Raw genomic sequence first — 14429 nt, forward strand, 5'->3', positions numbered from 1 at the left:
ACGTGACGCGACGAAGGCCGCTCCGGCGGCCTTCGTCCTTTCCGAGGCGCGAAAATCAGGGCGCGCAGGGTTTGCCCTCGACTTGCATCTGCGCGGCATACATCGGGATCGCGTCGAGCTTGCCGGCCTTCGCCTTCTGCGACTGCTCTTCCAGGTAGATGCGCTGCTGTCCCTGGCCGTCGAGCTTCGCCGTCTTGTCCACCGGCTTCCGCCAGATGTGCACGACCGCCTGCTGCGACGGACACGCGGCGTTGGGCACGCGGATGAGGTCGTTGAGCACCCATCCGTTTTCGGCCGGCTTCGCCTTCGCCGCATCGACGAAACGCGCGCGCGGCTGGCACTGCGGCGAAATGCGCACCACGGTAAACGCATACGGATCGTCGGCCTGTCCGGTGAACATGCCTTCCAGTCGCGCGCAGGCTTCGGGAATCTGCCGCAGCGTGTGCACGGCGCCCTGCGCCTGCGGCTGGACCGGACCACGCGCGATTTCCGGCTTCGCATCGGCCTTCGCATCGGTCCTGGGAGTGGCTGCCAGCGCCGGCAGCGTGAAGAGCAGGAGAAGGAGCGGCGACACTCGCATGGCGGCGGGAATCCCTTTCCGTGACGGGGACCGCAGGCTGGCACGGGTGCGCTGAATGCTGCGTCTACAGCGTGCGTCGGGCCTGCGGCCTGTGCGATAGTCGGGCCGTTGTCGCGGTGGCCCACGACCCGCGCAGCTCACAATTCGATTGCGCAGTACTCGTTTTCCTGGTGTTTCCACTTCTACGGGGAGGGATTCATGCTGGAGCAGTACGGTTTGGTTCTGGCGCTGGTATGCGCCGTCATCGCGATCCTCTACGGGATCATCTCCGCGCGCTGGATCGGCGCACAACCCGCCGGCAACGAACGAATGCAGCAGATCGCCGGCGCGATCCAGGAAGGCGCGCGCGCCTACCTCAACCGGCAATACACGACGATCGCGATCGCGGGCGTCGTCCTGTTCGTCCTCATCGGCTTCTTCCTCGGCTGGGCCACGGCAGTGGGTTTCCTGCTAGGCGCGGTGCTGTCGGGTGCCGCCGGCTACATCGGAATGAACGTATCGGTGCGCGCGAACGTGCGCACGGCGGAAGCCGCGCGCAAGGGCATGAGCCAGGCGATGGACGTCGCGTTTCGCGGCGGCGCGATCACCGGCATGCTCGTGGTCGGCCTCGGTCTGCTCGGCGTGGCCGGTTACTACCTCGTGCTGCAGCGCATGGGCTTCACCGGCGAGCACGCCTTGCATGCACTGGTCGGCCTGGCGTTCGGTTCGTCGCTGATCTCGATCTTCGCGCGACTGGGCGGCGGCATCTTCACCAAGGGTGCCGACGTCGGCGCCGATCTCGTCGGCAAGGTTGAAGCCGGCATTCCGGAAGACGATCCGCGCAACCCCGCGGTCATCGCCGACAACGTGGGCGACAACGTCGGCGACTGCGCGGGCATGGCGGCGGACCTGTTCGAAACCTACGCCGTCACGGTGATCGCGACGATGCTGCTCGGCGGCCTGATGCTCGCCGAAGCCGGACGCAACGCGGTGCTGTATCCGCTGGTGCTCGGCGGCGTGTCGATCATCGCCTCGATCATCGGCGCGTTCTTCGTGAAGGTGAAGGCCGGCGGCTCGATCATGGGCGCGCTGTACAAGGGCGTGATCGTGTCGGCGGTGCTCGCGGCGATCGCGTTCTACCCGATCACCACGCAGCTGATGGGCGACAACACGCACGGCGCCATGAACCTTTACGGTTGCGCGCTCATCGGCCTGGCGCTCACCGGCGCGATCGTGTGGATCACCGAGTACTACACCGGCACGCAGTACAAGCCGGTGCGCCACGTCGCCGCCGCATCCACCACCGGCCACGGCACCAACATCATCGCGGGCCTGGGCGTGTCGATGAAGTCCACCGCGCTGCCGGTCGTCGCGGTGTGCGTGGCGATCTGGCTCGCGTTTTATCTCGGCGGTCTGTACGGCATCGCGATCGCCGCCACGGCGATGCTGTCGATGGCCGGCATGATCGTCGCGCTCGATGCATACGGCCCGATCACCGACAACGCCGGCGGCATCGCCGAAATGGCCGAACTGCCGCCGGAAGTGCGCAACGTCACCGACCCGCTCGACGCCGTCGGCAACACGACCAAGGCGGTGACGAAGGGTTACGCGATCGGCTCGGCCGCGCTCGCGGCGCTGGTGCTGTTCGCCGACTACACGCACAACCTGTCGGCCGCCAATCCGGGGCGCTCGTTCGCGTTCGACCTGTCCGACCATTACGTGATCATCGGCCTGCTGATCGGCGGCCTCATCCCGTACCTGTTCGGCGCGATGGCGATGGAAGCCGTCGGCCGCGCGGCCGGCGCGGTGGTGGAGGAAGTGCGCCGCCAGTTCCGCCAGATCCCCGGGATCATGGAAGGCACGGGCAAGCCGGAGTACGACAAGGCCGTCGACATGCTCACCCGTTCGGCGATCAAGGAAATGATCGTGCCCTCGCTGCTGCCGGTGATCGTCCCGATCGTCGTCGGCCTGCTGCTGGGACCGACGGCGCTGGGCGGCCTGCTCATCGGCACGATCGTCACGGGCCTGTTCGTGGCCATCTCGATGACCACCGGCGGGGGCGCGTGGGACAACGCCAAGAAGTACATCGAGGACGGCAACTTCGGCGGCAAGGGCTCCGACGCACACAAGGCGGCGGTGACCGGCGACACCGTCGGCGACCCTTACAAGGACACGGCGGGCCCGGCGATCAACCCGCTGATCAAGATCATCAACATCGTGGCGCTGCTGCTAGTGCCGCTGCTGTAAGGCGAACTTCCCCCTCTCCCGCTCGCGGGAGAGGGGCCGGGGTGAGGGAGGCGGCCCGGCGCCTGGTCGAAGTCGACCACCCTCCCCCTCACCCCAACCCCTCTCCCGCACGCGGGAGAGGGGCTTCGTTCCGCCCGGCGTGAGGGTCCATCGCCGCGGCCAACGCCACTGCTGCGCCGCAGCAGCCAGACACGTAAAATACCGGCCCCGCTATCCCAAACCCCCGCCCCGCCGTCCTGGCGCGGCCTTCAGCAGTCGGAGCAACGCATGGGCCTGGACCTCGTCCCCACCGGCAAGAACCCGCCGGATGAGATCAACGTCATCATCGAAATCCCCAAGGACGCCGAGCCGGTCAAGTACGAGGTCGACAAGGCGTCGGGCGCGATCTTCGTCGATCGCATCCTGTCCACGCCGATGCGCTATCCGTGCAACTACGGCTACGTCCCGCACACGCTGTGCGGCGACGGCGACCCGGCCGACGTGCTGGTGATCCTCCCGCTGCCGCTGGTGCCCGGTTCGGTGATCCGCGCCGTGCCGGTGGGCGTGCTGAAGATGAGCGACGAGGCCGGCTCCGACGAGAAGCTGATCGCCGTGCCGGTGCCCAAGATCTTCGGCGGCTATTCGCACATCACCGACATCGAGCAGGTGTCCAAGCACTGGCTCGAGCGCATCGGCCACTTCTTCGAGCACTACAAGGACCTGGAGAAGGGTAAGTGGGTGAAGATCGAAGGCTGGGGCGACGCCGCCGAGGCCAAGGCGATCCTCAACGACGCCATCGCGCGCTACAACGCGGAAGAAGACAAGCCGAAGTTCTGATCGTCGGCTTTCGCTGAGAAAAAAAGGCCGCCTCACGTGCGGCCTTTTTCGTTGTGTGCGTCAGTGTTTCAGGCGACGTGGAATCACGCGTTGTCGCCGACCTCGCGCTGTCGCGCCGCGGTGGCCGGTGCCTGCGAGGCGGCATCGCTCACCGCGAACTTGCCGACGATCGTCATCAGTGCATTGAACCAGCGCAGCTCGTTCTTCAGCACCATCGGCTGGCTCGGGCCGCGGATGTCGTCGAGGAAGCGCTGCAGGGCGGCGGCGTATCGCGCGCGGCCTTCCTCGCGTTCGCCGAATTCGAACCACAGCCCCTGCCATTGCCGCGAGAAACGCATCGCGATCTGACGCACCTGTGGCAGGTTCGGATGTGGCACCGCATCGCCGATGAGCAGGCCGAGGTGGTCGTTGAGTTCCCATGGACTCATCACGACGGGCACGTTCACACGCTCGCAGGCGAAGGACGCCACCTCGCCCGGCTTCGGCGCGATGCGCACGTTCTGCCAGCCGGTGCGCGGCGCATCGTGCGGGCGTCCGTGGTTGACCAGGTCCCAGAAGCGTCCGCCCCCGACCGTGTCCACCACCAGGTGCACGCGTGACTGCACGGCATCGTTGAGCACGCGGTGCTGGCGCCAGGTGTCGAAGATCCAGCATTCGCCCGCGGCCATGTTGATGACGGCGCTGTCGCATTCGAAGCGCACTGTCGGCTGGGTGACGACGGGAATGTGCACGCGCACGCGCTCGGCCCAGTAGTAGCCCTGGTCGGCATGGCGCGTGACTTCGGCGTGGCCCGACAGGCGCATCAGCCGGCTGCGGCCGACCGTGGCGCCCAGGCTGGCGAAGACCTGCGTCAGGTACGGGCAGCGCAGCAGGTGCGGCGTGGGCTGCATCGTGCCGGCGAAGGCCTCGTTGTCGGGATCGCCGTCGGCCGCCACCAGCGGCAGCATCGAGTTGCCGGCGAATCCCTGCGGATGCGGTTTCCAGGGTCCCTCGCCGAGCGCGCCGATTTCCGCCTCGAGCGCGGCGGCATCGAAGCTCATGGGCAACTGGATGAAGGGCACCTGCAGTTTCATTGCGGATCCGGGCGAACCATCAGCCACTATCGTAGCGCCCGCGGCGCCGTGCGCCACACTCCGCAAAGCGCAGGTTACGAGCCCCGGAAAGAACTACGGCCCCTTTCGGGGCCGTAGTGGTGTTGCGTGTTGCTATGCAGCGATCGATCAGAAGCGCTGACGGTACTGCACGTAGTAGTACGTGCCCGGCAGGTCGTACTGCGGATCGAACTGGTTGTACGGCGCACGCAGCGACAGCGGCGGTTCCTTGTCGAACACGTTGTTCGCGCCAACCGAGACGGTCGCGTTCCACGGCGTGTTGTAGCGAACCTGCATGTCGTGGTACGTCGTCGCGCCCAGGTGGTTACGCGGGGCCGGACCATCGGCGGTCACGCGATCCGGATCCGAGCAGTAGGCCTCGGCGTTGGTGCTGCCGCCAGCGTACGGGCAGCTCTCGTCCAGGCCGGACTTGTAGCGCATGCCCCAGGTCGCACCCCAGTCGCCCATCGTCCAATCCAGGTACAGGTTGGACTTGATGCGCCAGTACGGATCCTGCGGCAGGTACAGGCCCTGGCGCTGCTCTTCCGCCGAGTCGGCAGTCGCCTTCGTCGACCAGTTCGAGGTGTAGGTGCTGTCCCAGGTCACCGAGAACTTACCGAAAGACGTTTCCGGGAACTTGTAGTTCACGGTCATGTCCCAGCCCTCGACGTTGTACTCGGCGAGGTTCAGCAGCGGCATCTCGAGCTGCGTGATGATGTTCGGATCACCCGGGTAGTTCGGATCGCGCGAGAACAGGCCGCAGTAGATCGCCTGCTCACCCGGCGTACCGGCGTAGCACTTGTCCAGGATGAACTGAGCTTCCGGACGGCTGATGGCGTTCTCGATCTCGATCTTCCACCAGTCCAGCGAGATGTCGAAGCCTTCCAGCCAGCTCGGGTTGTAGACGAAGCCCAAGGTGCGGGTCGTCGACGTTTCCGGCTGCAGGTTCTCGTTGGAGGACCAGGTGAACGGCTCAAGCGTCTGGCGCGACGAACCGTCGCCCGGCTGCTCGAAGTTCGCCGGCACGCCCTGCGCGTCGCAGAGCTGGGCCGTCTGGCCGGTACGCATGCCCGAGTGGGTCGAGCACGGGTCGATGTAGCTCTCGAACGAATCGGAGTCACCGGCGTACAGGTTGTTGATCGTCGGAGCCCGGAAGCCCTCGGACCAGTTACCGCGGACCATCAGGTCGTCGATCGGCTTCCAGCGGAAACCGAACTTGCTGTTCAGCGTGTTGCCGAAGTTGCTGAAGTCCGAGTAGCGCGTGGCCAGCGAGAAGTCGAGCAGCTTGGCGCCCGGCAGGTCGGCGAGGACCGGCACGGCCAGCTCGAGGTAGTACTCGTCGAGCTTGTAACCACCAGCGGTCGGCTTGGAACCGTTACCCGTGCTCAGGCCGGCGGCGATAAACGCGTCCGGATCGTACTGACCGTCTTCGGTGCGGTGCTCGTAACCGGCTGCGAACGCAAGCGGGCCGGCCGGCAGGTCGACGATGTCGCCGCTGACGTTGGCGTAGTAGCTCTTCGACGTGACGCGGCTGGAATCGTGCGCGGTGAAGGCGGTGTAGTCGATGGCCTCCTGCGAGATCGCGCCGTTCGGACCCAGAGCGTTGACCGGCACGCAGCCGGCGATGACGTCGCCCGGGGTACCGCACTTGACGACGCCGTCGGCGTCGAGGAACGACGGGCCGTAGGCGGACTCAAGGTTGGCGAGGTTGAACAGACCGTAGGTCAGGTCGTTCTCGTCGGTACGGTCATAGCGGTAGCCCGTATCCCAGTCGAACGAGCGATCGCCAATCTCGAAGAAGCCTTCGAAGCCACCGTAGAAGTGCCAGTTCTTGACGTTCTGGTTGAACGAACGGCCACCCGATTCCTGGAAGCGGCGGTTCACGCCGATCAGGTCGCGAGCCGTGCCGCCGAGAACGTTGCCGTACTGGCCGTCAGGGTTCGTCGGGTTGTAGTAGCTCTGCGCGTCGAGCGTCATGCCGGTAACCGGCATGGCAGCCAGCAACTGCTCCGAGATGCGCTCGTTGTAGAGCATCTCGGTCTTGAAGCGGAAGTTGTCGGTGATGTCGTAGTTCGCCTGCGCGAACAGCGAGGTGCGCTCCTGCGGGGTGAGCAGGTAGTTGTCCGGTGCAGTGTTGTAGCCGTGCACCGACGAGACGTACGGGACCGGGTTGCCGCTGCTGTCGAGGACGTAACGGGTGTCGTCGGAAGGATCGACGAAGGAGCCCGGGAAGCCCGTGCCCGACTGGCCACCGAAGAACGGGGGACCGCCAGCGGAGATCTTGCGATCGCCGGCCATGACGGCGTCTTCCTTCACGTACGACGCGCCGATCATCACGTTGCCGCGATCGCTGCCGGTACCGATGGTGAAGTCGTAGGCCTCGCGGTTGCCGTCGCCCTGCGAGTACTGGCCGAGGTAGGCGCCCGCTTCGGCACCTTCGAAGTTCTGGCGGGTGATGATGTTCACCACGCCGGCGATGGCGTCCGAACCGTAGATGGTGGAGGCGCCGTCCTTCAGGACTTCCACGCGCTCGACCATCGCCGCCGGGATGGTGTTCAGGTCGACGCTGCCGCCCAGACCCTGGGTCCAGCGACGGCCGTTGACCAGCACCAGGGTGCGGCCTTCGCCGAGGTTGCGCAGGCTGATGCCGGACGAGCCGTCACCGCCGTTGTTGAACGTGGTGTTGAGTGCTGCGCCGTTGGTGGAAATGCGCTGCAGCACGTCGGCGACCGAGGTCACGCCCTGCTTCTGGATCTCGGCGCGGGTCAGGGTGAAGATCGGCTGCGAGGTCTCGACGTCGGCGCGCTTGATGCGCGAACCGGTGACTTCGATGCGATCGAGGGTGGTCGCCTGCTGCTCGCCGCCTTCCTGCGCGACGGCAAATGCCGGCGCCAGTGCGATCGCGATACCCGCCGGCAGCATGCCGACGCGCATCGCGGTGCGCAAATTGCGATGGTTCATCTATCTCTCTCCAGATATCTGTTATGGGCGTGTTAAACGCCCATCAAACTTAAGTTCTGAAGAGGACGATCGCTTTGCGGCTAGCGTTGAGAGACTTTGCGCAATCTGCCAGTGAGGACACGACCTTAACGATTGCGGCGCTCCGCAACGCGCATTGGGAGTGGGCCCGTGCGTCGAAGCTGCGACGACGTTGGCGGTTTTCGCGCACAAACGAAAACGGCCGGCGTTGCGCCGGCCGTTGCGTACTGCAATGTGCGATCGATCAGCCGTTGGTGGCGAGCGACTTGCGCTCCAGCGACTTGCGCGCCGCGGCCTGCGCCTTGCCCGGCTCGCCGCGCGTGGCGGCGGCGGCGCGGTAGCGCGTGGCCGACACGCCGAAGCGTGCGCGGAAGGCGCGCGCGAAGCTGCAGCAGTTGTCGAATCCGCTGGCCGCGGCGACCTCGCCGATCATCATCGACGTGCTGGTGAGCAGGTCCGCCGCGTGCTCCAGGCGCATGCGCGCCGAGGCCGCCTGCGGGCTCTCTTCATAAAGACTGTGGAACGTCTTGGAGAAGTACCAGCTGGAGAAGCTGGTCAGTTCGGCCAGTTCGCTGATGCGGACCACGCGGTCGCAATTACCTTCAAGGTACAGGCGGGCGCGCTGGAGGCGGCCGAATACCTGGCGCTTGCGGCTGCGCGAGCGGCCCGGGCAGCGCGGGATGCGCGCAGCCAGGTCGCGCTGGACGCCGGCCAGGTGGAGCAGGATCGGGCGCAGCAGCGAGGCGTCGAAGCCGGCACCGGGGTTCTCGGCCAGGCGGGCCGCCGCCTCGCGCCACAGGCGCAGGCCGATGCGGGCATCGTGGCGGGACATCTGGCCGCGGCCGGCATACAGGCCACGGTCGGCGAAGCGGGTCATCTCGCGCAGCGCCTCGCCGGTCAGCGTCAGACCGACGCAGACGCCGAAGCGGTCCGCCTGGACGGTCGGCTTGGAGTCCTTCTCGAAGGCGATCCAGTCGCCGCTGCGCAGCCGGAACTTGCCTTCCTTCGCCTCGACCCACGAGCTGCCGTGCAGCTGCAGCCAGAACGAGAAGCCTCCCGAAGACTGGACGCTGCCCAGTCGCGAGACGCCGATGCAACCGCCCTGAACCGCGCCCTCAGGCGTTTCGAGCTGCAGCAGCTGCCCGCGGTCCGCCCATTGCACTTGCTCCATTGGTCCACCTCATGTGCCGAGAATGGTCAATGGATTTGCCGCACACACCCACTTCACATCAGGAAAGTTGGTGGAGACTTATCCGAAATCGCACCGAATGCAAAACCGAAGGATTTCCGATAGCACTTTTCCCAGCTGCATCAATTACTTGACCCATCCCGGGACAACCTCCGTCGTTTCCTTCGGAAGCTCCATGTAACCGATATCGGCCCCGTCCCAGTCGACCAGGGCCAGATAGGCCGCCTCATTGCGCGGCCCGCCGAGGCTGAATCCGTTCACCGCGGAGCGTCGCAGCTGGTCCAGGCAGCGGGGCGGAGCGGGGTCGGCAGGCACGATCCGGCGGAGGCTGGCGGCGCAGTCCTGCAGCCGTTCGAGGTAGCGGATCTCGCCATCCGGTGCGACGGTCCACATGCGATACCGGTCGGCGGTGGGCACGCTTGCGCTGACCTGGCGGACCGAGGCGGCACCCAGGTCCAGCGGAGCCTCCCAGAGCCCCGCTTCGGTCAACCGCGTGAACAACACCCGGTTGCGCGCTCCGTCCACCTCGAAGTGCGACACGCCGTCGATCCGGCCCAGCACCCGCCAGGGCGTCGCGGACCGGTCGTACAGCCGGAGCTGCGGCGCCCCTTCCTCACTGGCCGCCAGCACGAACAGCCGGTTCGGATCGACCGAATACTGGGCCTGCAGGGGTTCGGCGTCCGGCACCGACAACGTCGAGACCTGACCGCTCGCCGCCAGCACTTCCTGCACGACGCCTCGGCCCTGGGCGTCGATGCCGGTCGCCAGCAGACGGCGCGAGTCGGGCGACCATGCCGGCGCGTAGCGCGTGCCCGGGCGGACGCCGCCCATCATGCGGAGGGTGTCTGGCTGGGACACGTCGCCAACCCAGAGCCCGTTGCTGCCAGAGCGGTCGGAGACGAACGCGAGCTGCCGGCCGTCGGGGGCGATCGACGGCAGCAGGTCGCGCGCCGCCGACGCGAACAGCGGTTCGACCACGTGCACCCGGCCCGGGCCGTCGCCATCGGTCAGCTGGACGCGGTAGAGACCGAAATACGGCCTGCGTTGTACGAAGGCGATGGCGTGGCGGGAGCGCGCGGCCACCGGCGCCTGGCCATCGTCCACGCCCATCTGCCGGGCTTCGCCGGTGCTGGTATCCAGGCGGAACAGGCGGTACTCGCCGTCGACCATGGCGCTGAAGATCAGCCCGCGCCCGGTCGGCGACCAGTCCCAGCCACGCAGGTCGGCGCGCAGCCGGCTCAGGCGCTCGGCGTTGCCGCCCTGCGCCGGGATGCGCCAGAAGTCGCCCAGCGGCGCGTTGCGCACGAACACGATCCAGCGTCCATCGGGCGAATAGCGCGGGTCGGTGTCGAGTTCGTCGGGATCGTGGGGATACTCGATCGGTCGCCATTGGCCGCTGTCGAGGTTCAGCACGCGCAGCCCGACCGTGCCCTGGTCGGTGCTCATGCTCCCGAAGATCAGCCCGTTGCTGTCCGGGGTCCAGTCGAAGGTCGGCGGACTACGGCGATCGCAGACGCCGACCTCGTGCTCGGCGCGCGCGTTGGGCGTGACCAGGCGGATGCTGCAGCTGCTCTCCGACAGCCGCATGAAGGCGATCCAGCGGCCGTCGGGCGACCACACCGGGGAAGCGTCGTCGGTGCCTTCCGGCGGACGCGTGAGCTGGCGCGGCTGCGTCTGCTCGGTGGTCTGCACCATGATCGCAGTGCCGCGCTGGCCCTCGGGGATGGCGACGTACGCCACCAGGCCGGCATCGGGCGAGAGCGCCGGCGACAGCTCGAAGCCCGGCGCGGAGGTGATCAGGCGGTAGGGCCGCTCGCTGCGCAGGCCCTGCATGCCAGTGACGGCGACCGGCGCCACTTCCGGCTGCGCCGGGGCGCGGATCAGCGCCCAGGCCACCAGTCCGGCCACCAGCAGCGCCACGACGAAGATCACCGACGCGATCGACGTCCAGGTGCCGCGCGGCGTGGAAGACGCCGGGAACGGCACCGGGGCGAGCGGTTCGCTCGGATCGGCACCCGCGATGGCGGGGTATTTGGCCGTGGTGCGGGTCGGATCGGACCAGCGTTCGTCGCTGGCGACCACGTCCGCGCTGGCGGCCGGGCCACCGGTATGGATCCATTCGATCGGCGCGAGCAGGCGATAACCGTTCTTCGCGATCGTCTCGATGTAGCGCGGATTGCCGCGCTCGTCGTCGAAGGCCTTGCGCAGCTGAGTGATCGCCTGCGTGACCACGTCGTTGGTCGGCAGCGTGTCCGGCCAGACCTCGGTCATCAGCGAATCGCGGCTGACCACGCGCCCGGCCTGCTCCACCAGCACCAGCAGCACGCCCATCGACTTGGGCGTGATGCGCAATGGACGACGCTTGCCCGGCGCGCGGATCTCGCGCAGCGGCACGTCGACCACGCACTCGCCCACGCGCAGTCGCTCGGACGGCAGGGGCGGTGTGGAGGGTTCGAGGGTTCTTTGCATGAATCCGAAATGGTGAGCGGCAAGCTGAACGGCCGTCATGTGCCGAATGGATCAGATACGACTACTCGGCAAACCCGGCAAAGAGGCCAGACCCGACGGGGAAAGCAATGCTCGCCCGGACATTCTAACGTCGGCAGGCTTACTCCCGTTTACACGGGGGTGGCTTCAGGCCCTCTCTCGCCGACGTATTACAGAACGTAACGTTCCAGCATTCGCGCCACCCGGCGCGAATCTTTTTCTCCGGCACGGTCGACTCCCCATCCCCTCGCCTTCCGAAAGCACCTGAGGAAGGACGCTGCGTGCTTCATAGCACAGCCGTGTTAAGAGCCCTTTAAAGCCCTGCGGAGCGCGGCTGCAGCGATGCGCTGCCCTACTTCGTAGCGCGCAGCATGGTCAGGCCGACCAGGCGCGACACCACCACCGCGATGTACGCCACGCCGGCGAACTGCTGCAGCATCACCAGAACGCGCGCGGGCGAGGACAGCGGCAGGATGTCGCCGAGCCCGGTGGCCGACAGCGTCGTGAAGCTGAGGAACAGCAGTTCGAGCCACGTGCGCGGCTCGCCCGGGCGCAGCGCGCCGGTAAAGCTGCCCGGATACCACGCCTGGCAGACGAAATACGCGTAGGCGAAGCCCCACGCGAGCAGTGTGAACGTTGCGCCGGCGGCGAACAGTTCGTCGGCGGTCACGCGATGGTCGCCGAGCATGTAGGCGATGAGGCTCGACGCCGCATACAGATAGAGCAGCGCCTCCAGCGCGGAGGACACGACCAGCAGCGTGTCGTTCGCGAGCACCACCGACAGCACCGACAACCCCAGTGCGGGCGCGGCCAGGAGCCAGGCGACCCACACCTTCGCGGGGCTGCGGTTCACCACCCATACCGCGAGCATCAGCACCACCACGCCGAGCGCGCCGAACAGCACGCGCCCGCTGCTGCGCGTCTCGTCGAAGATGGGATAGAGGATGAGGCTCAGCAGCTGCGCCGCGAGCAGAAACGCCGACGGATGGCGCCGCGCCTGCACGCGCCAGCGCAACAGGCCGATGCGGTTTTCCGCCATGGTCGCGATCCTTCGAATGGGTCGCGCAAAGCCTAGCCGAAGGCGGGCGGGAATGAGCGGGGCGGGAAACGAGGGCGCACCCTCGTTCCCCGTCTGACGGCCATCGTCAGGCCTTGCGGTACACCTGGGCGCCCTGCGCGCGGAACTCCGCCGACTTCTCCGCCATGCCCTCGCTGAGCGCGGCTTCCTCGTCGACGCCGTGTTCCTTCGCGTAGTCGCGCACGTCCTGCGTGATCTTCATCGAGCAGAAATGCGGGCCGCACATCGAACAGAAATGCGCGACCTTGTGCGCGTCCTTCGGCAGCGTTTCGTCGTGGTATTCGCGTGCGCGCTCCGGATCCAGGCCGATGTTGAACTGGTCTTCCCAACGGAACTCGAAACGCGCCTTGCTCATCGCGTTGTCGCGCGCCTGCGCGCCCGGGTGACCCTTCGCGAGATCGGCCGCGTGCGCCGCGATCTTGTACGCCATCAACCCTTCGCGCACGTCGTGCTTGTTAGGCAGGCCGAGGTGTTCCTTCGGCGTGACGTAGCAGAGCATCGCGGTGCCGAACCAGCCGATCATGGCGGCACCAATGGCGCTGGTGATGTGGTCGTAGCCGGGCGCGATGTCGGTGGTCAGCGGACCAAGCGTGTAGAACGGCGCCTCGCCGCATTCGCGCAGCTGCTTGTCCATGTTTTCCTTGATCAGCTGCATCGGCACGTGGCCGGGGCCTTCGATCATGGTCTGCACGTCGTGCTTCCACGCGATCTTCGTCAGTTCGCCCAGCGTTTCGAGTTCGCCGAACTGCGCCGCGTCGTTCGCGTCGGCGATCGAGCCCGGACGCAGGCCGTCGCCCAGCGAGAAGGCCACGTCGTAGGCCTTCATGATTTCGCAGATCTCTTCGAAATGCGTGTAGAGGAAGTTTTCCTTGTGGTGCGCCAGGCACCACTTCGCGAGGATCGAACCGCCGCGCGAGACGATGCCGGTTACGCGGCCTGCGGTAAGCGGCACGTAGCGCAGCAGCACGCCGGCGTGGATCGTGAAGTAGTCCACGCCCTGCTCGGCCTGTTCGATCAGCGTGTCGCGGAAGATCTCCCAGTTGAGTTCCTCGGCGCGACCGTCAACCTTCTCCAGCGCCTGGTAGATCGGCACCGTGCCGATCGGCACCGGCGAATTGCGGATGATCCATTCGCGCGTTTCATGGATGTGCTTGCCGGTCGACAGGTCCATCACCGTGTCGGCGCCCCAGCGGATCGACCACACCAGCTTCTCCACTTCCTCGGCGATGCCCGAGGACACCGCGGAATTGCCGATGTTCGCGTTGACCTTGGTGAGGAAGTTGCGGCCGATGATCATCGGCTCGCTTTCGGGATGGTTGATGTTGTTGGGGATGATCGCGCGGCCGCGCGCCACTTCATCGCGCACGAATTCCGGCGTGATCAGCTTCTGGATGTTCGCTCCGAAGCTCTCGCCCGCATGCTGGCGCAGCAGGTGCGCTTCGCGGATCGCCTCGATCCGCTGGTTTTCGCGGATGGCGATGAACTCCATTTCCGGCGTGACGATGCCGCGTCGCGCATAGTGCATCTGCGTGACGTTCGCGCCGGACAGCGCACGGCGAGGCATGGGGCGATTGCGGAAACGCACCGCATCGAGCTTCGGATCGTGCTCGCGCCTGCGCCCGAATTCCGACGACAGCTCCGACAGCACGCCGGTATCGCCACGCTCGGCGATCCACTCCGCGCGCAGCGGCGCCAGGCCGCGCGCGAGGTCGATCTGCGCGTTCGCATCGGTGTACGCGCCGGAGGTGTCGTACACCGCCAGCGGCGCGTTCTCCTCGCCGCCGAACATGGTCGGCGTCTTCGCGAGCACGATCTCGCGCATCGGGACGCGGATGTCCGGGCGCGAGCCTTCGACATGGATCTTGTGCGAGCCGGGAATCGGGCGCGTGACGTCGGCCGAGAGCTGTTCGGCCTGCTGGATGAGCTGGGAGGGGACTGCGTTCATTGGGTTCGTCCTGTGGAGCGCCCTCGCGGGCCGGGACG

General features: G+C 66.8%; 9 protein-coding genes. 2 read left to right on the plus strand and 7 right to left on the minus strand.

Translation table 11 applies throughout. From position 1 onward, the window contains the following. Positions 1 to 55 precede the first annotated feature (55 nt). Positions 56 to 580: a hypothetical protein gene (locus GOY17_RS16185; protein ID WP_157031147.1), complete on the minus strand. Its 525-nt coding sequence runs from the start codon at positions 578 to 580 to the stop codon at positions 56 to 58. Positions 581 to 778: 198 nt separating this feature from the next. On the opposite strand from GOY17_RS16185, the gene GOY17_RS16190 reads away from it, so the two are divergent. Beyond that, positions 779 to 2806, plus strand: coding sequence for a sodium-translocating pyrophosphatase (locus GOY17_RS16190; RefSeq protein WP_157031148.1), 2028 nt, complete (start codon positions 779 to 781; stop codon positions 2804 to 2806). A 267-nt stretch (positions 2807 to 3073) separates the two neighbouring features. Continuing rightward, on the plus strand, positions 3074 to 3622 hold the full coding sequence (ppa, locus tag GOY17_RS16195) for an inorganic diphosphatase (protein WP_157031149.1): 549 nt from the start codon (positions 3074 to 3076) through the stop codon (positions 3620 to 3622). 83 nt (positions 3623 to 3705) lie between these two features. Here the strand turns inward: ppa and GOY17_RS16200 are convergent, their stop codons facing one another. From GOY17_RS16200 to thiC, 6 genes are all read right to left on the minus strand, one after another. Next, positions 3706 to 4695 (minus strand): aspartyl/asparaginyl beta-hydroxylase domain-containing protein, encoded by a 990-nt coding sequence (locus GOY17_RS16200; RefSeq protein ID WP_157031150.1) that lies wholly within the window; start codon positions 4693 to 4695, stop codon positions 3706 to 3708. A 147-nt stretch (positions 4696 to 4842) separates the two neighbouring features. Next, a complete protein-coding gene (locus tag GOY17_RS16205) occupies positions 4843 to 7647 on the minus strand; it encodes a TonB-dependent receptor (RefSeq protein WP_425482313.1) in 2805 nt (934 codons plus the stop codon). A gap of 289 nt (positions 7648 to 7936) precedes the next feature. Next, on the minus strand, positions 7937 to 8863 hold the full coding sequence (locus GOY17_RS16210; RefSeq protein WP_157031152.1) for a helix-turn-helix domain-containing protein: 927 nt from the start codon (positions 8861 to 8863) through the stop codon (positions 7937 to 7939). Positions 8864 to 9007: 144 nt separating this feature from the next. Then, positions 9008 to 11389 (minus strand): winged helix-turn-helix domain-containing protein, encoded by a 2382-nt coding sequence (locus GOY17_RS16215; RefSeq protein ID WP_157031153.1) that lies wholly within the window; start codon positions 11387 to 11389, stop codon positions 9008 to 9010. Between the two features lie 331 nt (positions 11390 to 11720). Next, positions 11721 to 12407 (minus strand): potassium channel family protein, encoded by a 687-nt coding sequence (locus GOY17_RS16220; RefSeq protein WP_181902869.1) that lies wholly within the window; start codon positions 12405 to 12407, stop codon positions 11721 to 11723. Positions 12408 to 12513: 106 nt separating this feature from the next. Further along, positions 12514 to 14391, minus strand: a complete 1878-nt coding sequence (gene thiC / locus GOY17_RS16225) for a phosphomethylpyrimidine synthase ThiC (protein WP_157031154.1) — start codon at positions 14389 to 14391, stop codon at positions 12514 to 12516. Between the last annotated feature and the right edge of the window lie 38 nt (positions 14392 to 14429).

Origin of the sequence: Lysobacter soli, from assembly GCF_009755585.1 — a bacterium.
In the GTDB taxonomy this organism is placed as follows: domain Bacteria; phylum Pseudomonadota; class Gammaproteobacteria; order Xanthomonadales; family Xanthomonadaceae; genus Lysobacter_J; species Lysobacter_J soli.

What these genes read in the sequence shown, in the direction of transcription:
- GOY17_RS16185 (WP_157031147.1), bottom strand. Translation starts at nt 580, where the DNA reads ATGCGAGTGTCGCCGCTCCTTCTCCTGCTCTTCACGCTGCCGGCGCTG.
- GOY17_RS16190 (WP_157031148.1), top strand. Translation starts at nt 779, where the DNA reads ATGCTGGAGCAGTACGGTTTGGTTCTGGCGCTGGTATGCGCCGTCATC.
- ppa (WP_157031149.1), top strand. Translation starts at nt 3,074, where the DNA reads ATGGGCCTGGACCTCGTCCCCACCGGCAAGAACCCGCCGGATGAGATC.
- GOY17_RS16200 (WP_157031150.1), bottom strand. Translation starts at nt 4,695, where the DNA reads ATGAAACTGCAGGTGCCCTTCATCCAGTTGCCCATGAGCTTCGATGCC.
- GOY17_RS16205 (WP_425482313.1), bottom strand. Translation starts at nt 7,647, where the DNA reads ATGCGCGTCGGCATGCTGCCGGCGGGTATCGCGATCGCACTGGCGCCG.
- GOY17_RS16210 (WP_157031152.1), bottom strand. Translation starts at nt 8,863, where the DNA reads ATGGAGCAAGTGCAATGGGCGGACCGCGGGCAGCTGCTGCAGCTCGAA.
- GOY17_RS16215 (WP_157031153.1), bottom strand. Translation starts at nt 11,389, where the DNA reads ATGACGGCCGTTCAGCTTGCCGCTCACCATTTCGGATTCATGCAAAGA.
- GOY17_RS16220 (WP_181902869.1), bottom strand. Translation starts at nt 12,407, where the DNA reads ATGGCGGAAAACCGCATCGGCCTGTTGCGCTGGCGCGTGCAGGCGCGG.
- thiC (WP_157031154.1), bottom strand. Translation starts at nt 14,391, where the DNA reads ATGAACGCAGTCCCCTCCCAGCTCATCCAGCAGGCCGAACAGCTCTCG.